Origin of the sequence: Hyalangium sp. (assembly GCF_045802625.1) — a bacterium.
In the GTDB taxonomy this organism is placed as follows: Bacteria; Myxococcota; Myxococcia; order Myxococcales; family Myxococcaceae; genus Hyalangium.
Genome location: NZ_JBJMQP010000212.1, coordinates 14,332 through 27,093 on the forward strand (window position 1 = coordinate 14,332; position 12,762 = coordinate 27,093).

Sequence of the window (12,762 nt, forward strand, 5' to 3'; positions counted from 1 at the left end):
CGCGAGCGGCGTGGCTCAGTCGCGAGCGACCTTGAACCGGCTGGTGACGGCGGTGAGCCCCTCGGCCACCGCCTGGAGATCCTGGGCGATGCGGGTGGTGCGGCCCGTGGCGTCCACGCCCTGCTTCACCAGCTCGGCCACGTTGCGCGCGCCCTGCACGGCCTGCTCGCTGGACTGGCGCTGCTGCCGCGTGGCGATGGTGATCTGCCGCGCCGCCTCGCTGGTGCCGCGCGCCAGCTCCACAATGCGCTCGAACACGGACGAGGCCTGCTCGGCCACCTCCACGCCGCGATCCGAGGTGGCCATGCCCACGCGCGCCTTGGTGGCCGCCTCCTCGCCCGAGTCCTGCACCTTCTCCACAATCCGGGCGATGTCCCGCGCCGAGCCCGACACGTTCTCGGCCAGCTTGCGCATCTCCGCGGCCACCAGCGAGAAGCCCCGGCCCACCTCGCCCGCCTTGGTGCCCTCCAGCGCCGCGTTGAGCGCCAGCAGGTCCGAGCGCTCCGCCACCTGGTTGATCACCTGGGCGATCTTCGACACCTGCTGCAGGTCCTGGTTCAACCCGACGATGGCGTCCGCCACGCCCTTGGACTCGATCCGGATGTCGTTGATGCCGGCCACCACCTGCGCCACCACGGCCATGGCCTCGGCCACCGCCTCGTGCGTGCGGCGGGCGGAGGACTCCACCACCTCGGTGGAGCTGGAGATCTGCTCGGCGGTGCGGCTCAGCTCCTCGAACGTGGCGGCGATCTGCTGCGCGTACGCGGCCTGCTGGCTGATGACGTGCTCCTGATCCGCCGAGGCGCCCGTCAGCCCGCGCGAGGCGCTGGAGAGCTGCTCGGTGCGCGACACCAGCTCCGCCACCGTGCCGCGCAGCGTGCCCAGCATCTCGCTGAAGGACTGCGCCATCAGCTTCACCTCGCCCGCCGCCTGCGTCACATCCAGCTGGCTGCGGGACACGTCCCCCTTGCTCACCTCCTGCGCCGCCTTCGTCATCCGCGCCACGGGCTCGATGATGGCCCGGCCGATGAAGAAGGCCAGCAGCAGGCCCACCAGGGTCGAGCCCACGAAGACGAGCGCCCCCGGCAGCCGGAAGGGCTTCAACTCCTCGCCCACCACGGGGGTCGCCATGCCCAGCAGGTAGCTGCGCCCCCCCTCCAGCGGGCAGCGCACCACCAGGGTCTCATCCCGGGACACGTCCTTACAGCCCTCCGAGAGGCGGACCGCGCTGAGCTCCTTGGGCAGCTTCCCGCGCGAGAGCAGCGCGTTGCCGTCAGGCTCGAGCACCGCCTGCACGGACACGTTGCCGCCCTTCTCCACCTGCTCGAAGAGGTGATTGAGCTGATCGGAGCGCTCCGCCTCGGGCCCGGCCAGGATGGAGGCCGTCTGATCCTGCGCCAGCAGCGCCACCGCCCGGGCCCGCTCCCTCAGCCGCGCCTGCCCCAGCTCCATCTGGAGCTTCGGGAAGGCCAGGCTGCTGAGGACGGAGATGACAATGGCGGGCACCAGCACCGCCAGCGCCACCTGCCACCGAAGACTGAGCCGACCCCACATGCTTCTTCTCCCGGACTTCGAAGCGAGACAGCCGGGACGCTAGGCCCCAGCGCCCAAGAGCGTCAAACGCGCAGTGCACGCCCGGCCGCCCCCTCTGCCGCCGGCTGGCTTTTCGCTGTCATCTCAAAGGGTTACACCCCGTGGAGGCCGGACTTTCTCTTTGACAGGGCGCGCCCGGTGTTCCTATGGTCCGCCGCCGATGAGCACTCCCCTCGCTCCCTATCTTCCGCTGGCCGTGGTGCTGCTGCTGTCCGGCATCCTCGCCATGGTGATTCCCCTGCTCGCCGGCATGCTGGGCCCCCGGCGGCCGAGCGCCATCAAGTCCACCACCTTCGAGGCGGGCTCCGAGTCCAGCGGCATGGCGCGCCAGCGCTTCGCGGTGAAGTTCTACGTGGTGGCGCTGCTGTTCATCGTGTTCGACGTGGAGGCCGTGTTCTTGTACCCCTGGGCGGTGAACTTCCAGGCGCTCGGCTGGTTCGGCTACACCGAGATGGTGGTTTTCGCTGCAACCCTGGTGGTCGGCCTTATCTACGTATGGAAGAAGGGCGCTCTCGAGTGGGAGCACTGAGGAAACATGGCATCTGAGATCGACAACGCTCCCGTCATCGCCACCCGCCGCGACGAGGCCATGGGCTTCCTGCAGCGCGTGGTGTCCAAGGGCCTGGGCTGGGCTCGCAAGTACTCGCTGTTCACCTACCCGTTCGCCACCGCGTGCTGCGGCATGGAGTTCATGTCCGTGGCGGCCAGCCGCTATGACATCGCCCGCTTCGGCGCCGAGTTCCCCCGGTTCTCGCCGCGCCAGGCGGACCTGCTCATGGTGGTGGGCACCATCAACCTGAAGCAGGCCCCCATCCTCAAGCGCGTCTACGAGCAGATGACGGAGCCCAAGTGGGTGGTGGCCTTCGGCGTGTGCGCCTCGTCGGGCGGCTTCTACGACAACTACGCGGTGCTGCAGGGCATTGATCGCATCATCCCCGTGGACGTCTACATCCCCGGCTGCCCGCCGCGCCCCGAGCAGGTGCTCGACGGCCTCATGCTGCTGCAGGAGAAGATCGGCCGGCAGGTGCACCGCATCGCCGACAAGGGCGAGCCCAACGCCACGGCGGCCCAGTTCAAGCTGCCCGTCCACACGGGCAAGTAGCCACCCCAGCGGTGTGCAGTTGCCAGGGCCCCGCGTGCCTCTCTTCCGAGGAGGCGCCGGGGCCCTCGCCTTTGCGGGCCTTCGTTCGTCCGCACGCCTGGGAGACATCCGTCCCAAGGGCTTGGAGTGTCGTCCTTTGTGCAACAATACAAAGGCCTCGCTCCCATGAAGCCCGCCCCGCCCCCACGTTTGTCGCTCGCCCGCGCCACGCTCTTCAAGATGGGCGCGCGCATCGCGGTGATCATCGCCCTGACCACCCTCTTCAGCTATCTCCACATGCTGCGCACCTTGCGCGCGCAGGCCGTCGAGCAGCTGGGGCAGCACGTCTCGGAGCGCAGCCAGCGGGAGCAGGCCATCTTCCTGTTGGCGGAGGACAACCACGCCGTCCTCAAGAAGGCCCTGGAGGAGCGCATCCAAGCCCTGCGCCTGGAGGACCCGAACGCCCGCTTCGACCGCCTGTTCGTGACGATGCCTGGCGGCGCGCTCTGCAACCGCCCCGAAGGTTTCGACGGGACCCGGCAGGTGGGCCTCTTCGTTCCACGAGGCGTGGCCCTCGATGACGAGGTTCGCCGCCGGATCCTGGCCGCGTATGACGTGCTCAGCCAATACGGGCCTGCCTTCCACACGCGCTTCACGGACACCTTCATCACGCTGCCCGAGGGGCCGCTGGTCATCTACTGGCCCGACAACCCCGCCTATTGCGAGAACGCGCCGCCGACGGAGCGGGTCACGGAGATGGAGTACTTCACCATCAGCCTGCCGGAGAAGGATCCGACTCGGCAGACAGTGTGGTCCGGCGTCTACGCGGGGCCGATCAGTAAGAACTGGATGGCCACGGCCTCCACGCCGCTGGACATGAACGGGCGTCATGTCGCGACGATCAGCCATGACGTCTTCCTCAAGGAGATGGTGACTCGCACCCTCGATGATCACTTGCCTGGCGCGTACAACATGCTCGTCCGCGACGATGGCCACGTGATCGTCCACCCGGAGCTGAAGATGGACGGGGCCGCCGGGCCCTACAACATCCTCACCGGTGCCGAGCAGACGGACGTGTGGGCCACCCAGGCCAACTTCCAGCGGCAACAGGACCACTTGAAGGCGCTCTTCACGCGGATGAAGAGCCGCGCCCCCAACGAGTTCGTGCAGGAGCTCTCAGAGCACGGCGAGTACATCGCAACGGCGCGCCTGCAGGGCCCCGGCTGGAACTTCGTCACCGTGTTGCCCGAGAGCGTGGTGTCCGCCCCGGCCGTCCGGGCCGCGCGCTATGTGTTGCTGCTCGGCCTGCTGTCGCTGCTGCTGGAGCTGGCCATCATGTCCTGGGTGCTCCGCCAGCAGATCACCCGCCCCCTGTGGGCCTTCGTCCAGGCCAGCGATCGGGTGGCCTCCGGCGACTTCAAGGTCGAGCTGGAGACCTCACGCACCGACGAGCTGGGGCAGGTGGCCAACGCCTTCCAGCACATGACCGAGGAAGTCCAGCGCCGCGAGGAGCAGCTGCGCCGCGCCAACGAGGGGCTGGAGCAGCGCGTGGAGGAGCGCACCCGCGAGCTCAAGGACGTCCACCAGCAGCTGGTGCAGACGGCTCGCCAGGCCGGCATGGCGGAGATCGCCACCAACGTGCTGCACAACGTGGGCAACGTGCTCAACAGCGTCTACACCTCCGCGCAAGTGGCCAAGGAGCGCACGGCCGAGCTGCGCCTGGAGAACCTCTCCCGCGTGGCCGCCATGCTCGAGGAGCACGAGCAGGATCTGCCCGTCTTCCTCACCCAGGATGAGCGCGGCCGCCACGTGCGTCCCTTCTTGAGCCACCTGGGGAAGAACCTGCTCGAGGAGCGCCAGCAGATCCTCAGCCTGCTGGAGGACGTGGGCCGCTACACCGAGCACATTGGCGACATCGTCAAGCTGCAGCAGAACTACGCCCGGCTGCCCCGGCTGCGGGAGCAGGTGCACGTGGCGGATCTGCTGGAGGACGCGCTGCGCATCAACGAGGCCGGGCTGGGCCGCCACGGGGTCCAGGTGGAGCGGGACATCGCCCCGCTGCCTCCCCTGCTGGCCGACAAGCACAAGGTGCTGATGATCCTCACCAACCTCATCAGCAACGCCAAGTACGCCGTGGACGGGGCCTCCACTCAGCAGCTCATCCGCCTGAAGCTGTACCTGGCCTCGCCCGAGCGCCTGCGCATCGAGGTGAGTGACACCGGGGTGGGCATCGCGCCGGAGCTGCTCACGCGCATCTTCCAGTACGGCTTCACCACCCGGAAGGAGGGCCATGGCTTCGGCCTGCACTCCTGCGCCCTGGCGGCCCAGGAGCTGGGCGGCACCCTCACCGCCCATAGCGATGGGCCCGGGCGCGGCGCCACCTTCACGCTGGAGCTTCCCTTCGTACGGGCCGAGGAGACGACATGAGCGCTCAGCAGGACAAGCAGCGAATCTTGGTCATTGATGACTCCGAGCCCATCCACAACGACTTCCGCCGGATCCTCTGCCCGGCGCGCCCCGAGAAGCGCGTGGATCTCGAGCTGTTGGAGGAGGCGCTCTTCGGCGAGCCCGTGAGCAAGAGCCCGCCTTCGGACAAGCCGGTGTTCGAGGTGGACTCGGCCTTCCAGGGGCAGGAGGGGCTGGCCAAGGTGCAAGAGGCCCTGGCCCAGGGCCGTCCCTACGCGCTGGCCTTCCTGGACTACCGCATGCCGCCGGGTTGGAACGGCGTCCAGACGCTGCGGCACCTGCGCAAGGTGGCGCCCTCGCTGCAGGTGGTGCTCTGCTCGGCCTACTCCGACTACTCGTGGGAGGAGGTCTTCCAGGAGTTCAGCGCTCCCCCAGCGCTGGTGGAGCTGAGAAAGCCCTTCAACAGCCAGGAGATCCGCCAGCTGGCGCAGCGCCTCACCGAGCCGCGGGCCGCCGCCCCTGGGCCCTGAGCTCCGGGCCCCAGGGCTACCAGCGGTGGTAGGCGGGGTGGCCCGGCTTCACCGCCACGAAGGTGCCGCGGCAGGTGGCCGTCACCTTGCCGCCCGCGGTGAGCGTGCCTTCAATCACGGCGCGGTCCTCCTTCAGCTCCACGGGCCGGGCCTCCAGCCGCACCGGGCCCATGGGCGTGGGGCGCTTGAGCTGGATGCTGTACTCGGCCGTCACCGTGCACGGCGGCGTCTCCTGGCCGCTCTGCTTCATCAGGTGGTAGGTCGCCGTCCAGTTGCAGTGGCAGTCCAGCAGCGAGCCGATGATCCCCCCGTTGAGCACCCCGGGGAAGGCCTGGTGGTGCTCGGAGGGCGTCCACTCGGCGACCACGAGCTCGCCCTCGGCCATGCTGCGGATGCGCAGGCCCTTGGGGTTGGCGGGGCCACAGCCGAAGCAGGCGTTGTTGGGGGCGTAGCGCTCCTGGAGGCTCGGTTCGTTCGGTGTCGACATGGGGCCGCACCCTACCCCAGCCCGCGTTAGGGGGCGCGGCTCAGCACCGTGTCCAGCCAGGAAGACAACACGGCACTGTCCGCGCAGTCCCCCGAGCACGAGCGCTGCATGCTGCCATCGGCTCGGGGGCGATCCACCAACCACCGCTGCCCGTCGAAGGCGCCGCGATCCTTCTCGCGCACCATGGCGTCATGCGCGGAGCCCTCCACCTCCACCACGCCGTCCTGGCGGATGCGGTAGGTGTCGAAGCTCCGAGGCGCGCCGGGCCAGTGCCCCGGATCGAAGATCTCCGGGCTCACGTGGGTGAAGCCCGTCTCCGCGTAGAGCGGCGAGGGCTCGAAGGGCTCTCCGCGCAGCAGCGGCGCCAGGGACACGCCATCCACGGCGCTCGGCAGCGCGGGCAGGTGGGACAGCTCCAGGAGCGTGGGCCCCACGTCCACGAGCCGCACCAGCGTCTCCACCCGAGCCGGCGCGCTCACGCCCCGAGGGAGCTTCACCGCGAGCAGCACGCGGTTCTCCTCCTCCGAGAGCCGAGCGCCGTGCACCGAGGTGGCTCCCGCCAGGTCCGGCCTGTCCGCGTAGAAGCTCTCGCCGTGGTCCGAGAGCACGAGGATGAGCGCATCGTCGTAGCGCCCGGCGCGCTTGAGCGCCTCGAAGAGCTGGCCCACCTGGGAGTCCGCCTGGGCGAGCAGCTCGTCATAGAGCCCCTCGGCGCCGGCGCGGTTCCAGCTCCCGGCGTCTCCGGCGGCGCCGGGAACCACCGGGGAGAAGTGCATGCGCAGCCGGCGATCGAGCGGCTCGGAGGCAGCGACGAAGCGCCGGTAGAAGGGATAGGAGGGATCGCCCGGGAAGTGCGCCGCGGTGGCGTGGAAGGCGAACAGCGTGGGGCCCTGGCTGGCCTCGGAGACGAGCCGCGCCGCGAGCCGGTCCGCGTAGCCCACCGGATCATAGATGCCGGCGAGGGCGCGGTTGTCGACGAACTCGGGGACCCACGCGGCTCCGAGCCGGTGATCGGCGAAGAGGCCCACGGCCCGGTAGCGCAGCTTCTCCAGCAGGAAGTTCACCGCGCCCCGAGGCGGCTGGAGGCGCGTGCCGAAGCCGGAGTCCGGCCCCTCGGAGTGGAAGCGCGAGCAGTCCGTGGCGAACACGGTGCGCCAGCCGGCCTCCGAGAAGCGCCCGGGGAAGGTGGGAGCCTGGATCCAACGGGACTCGGCAGTGAGCGAGTAGCGCACGCCGGTGCGGTGCGGCCAGCGCGCGGTGAGCAGGGAGCGCCAGGCGGGCTCGGTCTGCGCGATGGGCGTGTACGCGCGGGTGAAGAGCGTGGCGCCCTCCTCGATGAAGCGATCGATGTGAGGAGCCACCGCGCCCGTCCCGCCGAGCGCCCGGAGCCGATCCGGACGGAACGCGTCCACGCCGATGACGACGACGAGCGGATGCTTCCCACCTCCTCCGGAAGGCCGAGCCACCCAGGCACCGAGCAGCCCCACCGCGGCGGCGGCCCCCACGGCCACCCCCAGGGCGCGCCGATGTTCGCGCGAACGCCAGGCGAACAGCCCCAGATGCAGCGCGAGCCACGAGCCAGCGGCGGCGCGCGGGTGCCAGGGCTCTCCATGGTCCACGAGCCAGCCCAGCACGGGATGCAGCGTGGGCAGATCATCGAAGAGAGCAGGCCGGGCGATGGCGCGATCCCACGCCAGCAGCGCCAGGAGCACGAGCCAGTGCGGCACCACCCACCACAGAGCAGTGCGCCGCCACGCGCGAGCAAAGCCTCCGGCGACGAGCGCGAGCACAGCCCCCGCCACGGCGTACACGACCGCGACACGAGCCACCAACCCCGGAAGCAACGGACGGATGGCGTTCATCAGCGCGGCGTAGGGGCCCTCCACGTCGATGCCGACGCCGACGACGCCGGTGCTCAGCAACCGCTCCGTCTCGAGGGCGAACAACGCGAGCCCGAGCCCGGCGCCCACGAGGGCGACGAGGAGCAACCAACGGAGCACACCGGGAGCAGCACGGACGGACATGGCGTCGAGCGGGCCTCTACCTGAAAAACCCCCGCCCTACCATGCCCCCCACCACCAGTTCACGGCGCCCCCGAAGAGCCCCCATCCGGGTTCACCCCTCCGTCAAACACGGCAGAGGTTCCAAAGCCGGCTGGGACTGCGTGATGGCCGGCATCTGGAGTGTCCCGGCGCTCCGATTGCATCGGTTGGCCATCTACGACACGCCGAAGAATCCGGCCATCCGTACTGATCGCGTACTTTGCACCTGAGTCCGCTGCCGCGTAGGCAACACCACACGCGGAGAGATCCTCTTCGAGAGAGATGAAGATGATCTCCCCCTGGCGAAGGACTCGGTATTTCAGCGCCTGCCCGCTCCGACAGGGCGGCCGATGGTCGTCCTCAGGAAGGAAATCGTTGGTCGCAACCATCAGCGCCCGCAGCATCGCCCCATCGAGCTCATAAGGTCTCTCGTCCGCGCCAATCTGGACGGCCTCCTGCTCGAAGAACTGCGGAAACACGATGCTCCTGTCGTCTCCTCTTGGCACGGGAGACGGACAGGGGCTGCGCCAACAGGCGGATAGGACGGACGCCAGCAGCAGGCAGAGACCTCGCAACGCCCTGGAACACACACGCTCGAAAGAATCTTGGAAGGGGCTCATTGCGATTCCTGTTGGATCGAGAAGCTCGTGCTGCCGTGCCAGACAACGATGCCCATCTTCTCGCGGTTCCACACGCCTCCTGCCTTGATCCATCGCAGCAACTCGCGCGTGGCGGGGATGTACTGATACGCGCCGTGCTCGGGCGTCCCACCTGAGCCCACCCACCCGGTCACCTCCGCGGAGCTTCCCAACCTGGCAGGCAAGCCTGAACGGCCTACCCGTAACGTGCACCCGCTCCCAAGCCGTGCCAAAGTGTGCACCCGCGTTACACCGAAAGCGTGAGGGCAACCCGGCGCATGAGGGAAGTCGCGGCACAGAACACGCAAGAGAGTCTGACGCGAGCGCTCGATGCCGAGCGGGTGCGCAACGCCGTGCGCCTGTCCTGGGTGCGCTTCCTGGCCGTCTCCGCCATCTTCGCTGTCACCCTCTACCTGGGCTACCTGCGCGGGCTGGCGGACTGGGCCGTCTACGCCACACCCTTCGCTGCTTACTGGCTCGTCACCGCCCTGGCCCTCGGCAGCGTCTACCGCTCCACGACACTGGTTCAATGGGCGGGGCTCACCCTGGCCGTGGTGGATGTGCCGGCCATCTTCTGGCTCCAGACGCTGTCCATGCCCCTGTCCCCCTCCCCGGGCGGAGTGGCCGGCTTCACGCTCGGCATCTACGTCACCCTGGTGCTCCTGTCCGCGCTCACGCTGCGCCGGCTGGTCACCGTGGCAGTCACCGTGATGGCGGCGCTGGCGGAGGTGGGGCTGCAACGCCAGGCCGGCATCTCCCTCGGGGCACAGGTCACCGCGGCGGTGGTGCTGGCGGCGAGCGCGGCGGGGGCCTCGCACCTGCTCTTGCGCATCCGCGCCCTGCTGACGGCGGTGACGCGCGAGGAGCTCAAGCGCGCCCGGCTCGGCCGCTACTTCTCTCCGGCCGTGGCCGAGCGGCTGCAAGACTTGGCCATCTCGAAGACGGTGGGGGAGCTGCGCGAGGTGACGGTGCTCTTCGCGGACATCCGCGACTTCACCGCGCTGAGCGAGCGCCTCCCGCCTCAGCAGGTGGTGGCCATCCTCAACGAGTACTACGGCCGCATGGTGGAGGTGGTGTTCCGCCACGGCGGCACGCTGGACAAGTTCATCGGGGACGCGCTGATGGTGTACTTCGGCGCGCCCATCCCGGATGCGGACCATGCGCGCCAGGGCGTGCAGTGCGCCCTGGACATGGTGCGCGAGTTGGAGGCCGTCAACGCCGAGCGCGAGGCCCGCGGCGAGCCCGGCCTGCGCATGGGCGTGGGCGTGCACACCGGCCCGGTGGTGCTGGGCAACATCGGCTCCTACTCGCGGCGCCTGGAGTACACGGCCATTGGCGACACGGTGAACCTGGCCAGCCGCATTGAGCGTGTCACCAAGACGGCGGGCACGCCCGTGCTTGCCTCCCGTGTCACCCGCGAGCAGGCGGGAGACACCTTCCTCTGGCGCGAGGCCCCTGCCGCCATGGTGCCGGGCAAGAGCCAGCCCGTGGCGCTCTTCATCCCCGAGCCTCGCGACGCGGCCGTGCCCGGCGATACCTCCGCCGCCGCCTGAGCGGCAGCGGAGGTGGGAAGCGCGGTGCTTACACCAGGCTGGTGGCCGGCTTCGGGAGCTTCTCCAAGGGACCGGGGTTCTTGGCCTTGGTCTCGTTGGTGTTGTCCTTCTGGCTCCAGATCTTCTGCACGGCGTAGCCATCCATCCGGCCGAACATGGTGGACAGCGGGGTGCCCGGGGGCGCGTCGTTGACCTCGATGTCGCCGTTCTCGCCGTTCTGCATGTCCATCCAGCCCAGCTCGCCGTTGTTGTTGTGGTCGATGGCGTCCTGCACGTGAGGATCGGTGACGGCCTCGCTGATCTCGTGCGACTCGGTGATGGAGATGTTGTCCTGGGCGTTGCCGTTGGTGAAGTCGATGCCGTTGCGGCCCTTGGAGTAGGCAATGGCCGAGTAGAAGACCTCCTGGCCGTCCGGGGTGTGGATGCTGCTGTGGAAGCCGCCCAGGCCCTGCTTGGAGCTGGAGCCGTCATCCATCTTCAGCGTGGCGCCAGGGGGCAGCACGAAGTTGTAGATGGACTGGGCGCCCGGCTTCACGGTGCCGTCGGCGACGGCCTTCTGCAGCATCGTCTCGATCTGCTTCTGGGTGATGGTGGCGTTGGCGCTGAACTTGCCGCCCAGCACGTGCGAGTCCTGAGTGGTGCCGGCGTCCACGCCGTACTGGTGCCAGATGCCAACGGTGTCCTTGTTCTGGACGTAGTCCTTCATGAAGGCGTCATTGTGAGCCACGTCCTTCTGGCCCTGCGCCGTCTTGAAGTAGTCGCCCACGTACATGTTGCTGACCACCGGCTTGTCCAGCACGCCACCGCCGAAGTACTGCAGGTTGATGTTGGTGCTGGCGGGCACGCCCGCGCCGGCCACCTTGCCGTTCTTGCTCTTGATCACGAACCCGTCATTGTCGATGTGGCCGTGCTCCTGCTCGCGGCTCGGGGAGGCGCGCTTCGAGGAGGCCCGCTCAAAGCCGTCCTGGCGGAACAGGGGCGTGGCGCCCTTCACCTCGTTGCCAGCGCGGCTGCGCGTCGGCGCCGCCACGGGCTGGCCCTGCTTGGTGGTGGTGGGGACAACGAAAGAGTTGGTGATCTTGGTGGCCATGACTTCCTGCCTTTCGGACGCGGGTGCGGAGGAGCACTGCTTTGAAAGGATTGTCGTCAGGCGTGTGGAAGAGTTGCCTACATTAACCCCTATTAATCCACATTAGATCACTCTAACCTATACAGCCTTACTTTCTCCTCCCTTGAGACATTTTAGGCCCCTATGAGTGGAGCCTTTCCTTCCATCTCCTGGAATACTAGCCTTCCAAGGAACTCTGGAACCCGGAACCGCATGACGTTGCTCGAGTTGCTCCGCCTCTCCAGCCGGACCTTCGCCCTGGGCATCGAGCAACTCCCGAGCGCGCTGCGAGGCCCCGTGATGGTGGCCTACCTGCTGCTGCGGGTGTCGGACTACCTGGAAGACAACGAGGAGATGCCGCCCGAGCAGAAGGTGCCCCTGCTCCGGCTGTGGGACGAGGTGTTGGCGGGCCGCGCGGGAGCCCCGGAGCTGGTGGCCCGGCTGCCGGGAACCACCCAGGGCAGCGACAACCCGGATGCGCGGGTGATGATGCACACGGTGCAGGTCTTCGAGGCGCTCCAGGCCCTGCCGGCTCCGGCGCGCGAGGCCGTCACCCGCCACGTGCGAGACAGCACCCAGGGCATGGCGCGCTGGGTGGAGCGAGGCCCGCGCGTGTCCGAGGAGACGGATCTCGACGACTACATGCACGAGGTCGCCGGCCGGGTGGGCTACCTGCTGACGGACTTGTTCGCCTGGCACTCGGGCACCATCCGGCGGCGCAGGGACTACCTGATGCCGCTGGCGCGGGAGTTCGGGCTGGCGCTCCAGACGGTGAACATCATCCGAGGCATGCGGGAGGACCGGCTCCGGGGGTGGATCTTCATCCCCGAGACGTTCTGCCAGCAGGTGGGCGTCACGCGCGAGCAGGTCTTCCAGCCGGAGTACCGGGCCCAGGCCCTGCAGGTGCTGGACATGCTGGCGGAGAAGGCCCAGCGGCACCTGGAGGCGGCCAAGCGCTACATCTCGGCGCTGCCGGCCTGGCAGCACCGGGTGCGGCTGTTCTGCCTGTTCCCGCTGATGTTCGCCGAGCGCACCCTGGCCCTCAGCCGCCGCAACCACCAGGTCTTCGAGGACGAGGCGAAGATCAGCCGGGACGAGGTGCGCCGGATCATCCGGGACACCACGCTCTGGGGCTGGCGCAACGGGTGGATCCAGCGCTACGCCCAGCAGCTGGCCCGGAGCTGAGCCCCCACCCTCCGTGCGCTCCCCCTGCCTCGGAACGTGCGCTTCTAGCCCGCGTAAGTGCCCTACATGGTTGGGGGTTTTACGTTGACGCCCCGGGCCGCCCTCCCTATAAAGCCGCGGATTCTTCTGCCATTGGGGC

At 68.7% G+C, this 12,762-nt stretch carries 12 protein-coding genes; 6 read left to right on the plus strand and 6 right to left on the minus strand.

Features of this window, described 5'->3' with window-relative positions; all coding sequences use genetic code 11:
• Nucleotides 1-15 precede the first annotated feature (15 nt).
• Complete coding sequence (locus tag ACJ8AT_RS34550; RefSeq protein ID WP_407742219.1) at nt 16-1,554, minus strand: methyl-accepting chemotaxis protein; 1,539 nt, start codon at nt 1,552-1,554, stop codon at nt 16-18.
• A gap of 199 nt (nt 1,555-1,753) precedes the next feature.
• On the opposite strand from ACJ8AT_RS34550, the gene ACJ8AT_RS34555 reads away from it, so the two are divergent.
• The 4 genes from ACJ8AT_RS34555 to ACJ8AT_RS34570 all read left to right on the plus strand — a co-directional run bounded on the left by ACJ8AT_RS34555 (nt 1,754) and on the right by ACJ8AT_RS34570 (nt 5,610).
• Entirely contained in the window at nt 1,754-2,122 is a 369-nt protein-coding gene (locus tag ACJ8AT_RS34555; RefSeq protein ID WP_407742220.1) for an NADH-quinone oxidoreductase subunit A, read from the plus strand.
• A gap of 6 nt (nt 2,123-2,128) precedes the next feature.
• Nucleotides 2,129-2,695, plus strand: coding sequence for an NADH-quinone oxidoreductase subunit B (locus ACJ8AT_RS34560; protein WP_407742221.1), 567 nt, complete (start codon nt 2,129-2,131; stop codon nt 2,693-2,695).
• A 165-nt stretch (nt 2,696-2,860) separates the two neighbouring features.
• Complete coding sequence (locus tag ACJ8AT_RS34565; protein WP_407742222.1) at nt 2,861-5,101, plus strand: ATP-binding protein; 2,241 nt, start codon at nt 2,861-2,863, stop codon at nt 5,099-5,101.
• Nucleotides 5,098-5,610 carry a response regulator gene (locus tag ACJ8AT_RS34570; protein ID WP_407742223.1) on the plus strand — a complete coding sequence of 171 codons (513 nt, stop codon included), beginning with the start codon at nt 5,098-5,100 and terminating at the stop codon, nt 5,608-5,610. Before ACJ8AT_RS34565 ends, ACJ8AT_RS34570 begins: the two co-directional genes overlap by 4 nt.
• A gap of 16 nt (nt 5,611-5,626) precedes the next feature.
• Here ACJ8AT_RS34570 and ACJ8AT_RS34575 read toward each other — a convergent pair whose 3' ends face one another.
• The 4 genes from ACJ8AT_RS34575 to ACJ8AT_RS34590 all read right to left on the minus strand — a co-directional run bounded on the left by ACJ8AT_RS34575 (nt 5,627) and on the right by ACJ8AT_RS34590 (nt 8,920).
• Nucleotides 5,627-6,097, minus strand: a complete 471-nt coding sequence (locus ACJ8AT_RS34575; RefSeq protein ID WP_407742224.1) for a PaaI family thioesterase — start codon at nt 6,095-6,097, stop codon at nt 5,627-5,629.
• Nucleotides 6,098-6,123: 26 nt separating this feature from the next.
• The gene (locus ACJ8AT_RS34580) at nt 6,124-8,121 is read right to left on the minus strand and encodes a sulfatase-like hydrolase/transferase (protein ID WP_407742225.1); all 1,998 of its coding nucleotides are present in this window, start codon (nt 8,119-8,121) and stop codon (nt 6,124-6,126) included.
• A gap of 59 nt (nt 8,122-8,180) precedes the next feature.
• Nucleotides 8,181-8,618 carry a hypothetical protein gene (locus tag ACJ8AT_RS34585; RefSeq protein WP_407742226.1) on the minus strand — a complete coding sequence of 146 codons (438 nt, stop codon included), beginning with the start codon at nt 8,616-8,618 and terminating at the stop codon, nt 8,181-8,183.
• Nucleotides 8,619-8,755: 137 nt separating this feature from the next.
• Nucleotides 8,756-8,920, minus strand: a complete 165-nt coding sequence (locus tag ACJ8AT_RS34590; protein WP_407742227.1) for a hypothetical protein — start codon at nt 8,918-8,920, stop codon at nt 8,756-8,758.
• Nucleotides 8,921-9,055: 135 nt separating this feature from the next.
• Here ACJ8AT_RS34590 and ACJ8AT_RS34595 point away from each other — a divergent pair, with 135 nt between their 5' ends.
• Nucleotides 9,056-10,330 (plus strand): adenylate/guanylate cyclase domain-containing protein, encoded by a 1,275-nt coding sequence (locus ACJ8AT_RS34595; protein ID WP_407742228.1) that lies wholly within the window; start codon nt 9,056-9,058, stop codon nt 10,328-10,330.
• A 28-nt stretch (nt 10,331-10,358) separates the two neighbouring features.
• Here the strand turns inward: ACJ8AT_RS34595 and ACJ8AT_RS34600 are convergent, their stop codons facing one another.
• On the minus strand, nt 10,359-11,420 hold the full coding sequence (locus tag ACJ8AT_RS34600) for a hypothetical protein (protein WP_407742229.1): 1,062 nt from the start codon (nt 11,418-11,420) through the stop codon (nt 10,359-10,361).
• 231 nt (nt 11,421-11,651) lie between these two features.
• On the opposite strand from ACJ8AT_RS34600, the gene ACJ8AT_RS34605 reads away from it, so the two are divergent.
• A complete protein-coding gene (locus ACJ8AT_RS34605) occupies nt 11,652-12,623 on the plus strand; it encodes a phytoene/squalene synthase family protein (RefSeq protein ID WP_407742230.1) in 972 nt (323 codons plus the stop codon).
• Nucleotides 12,624-12,762: the final 139 nt, after the last annotated feature.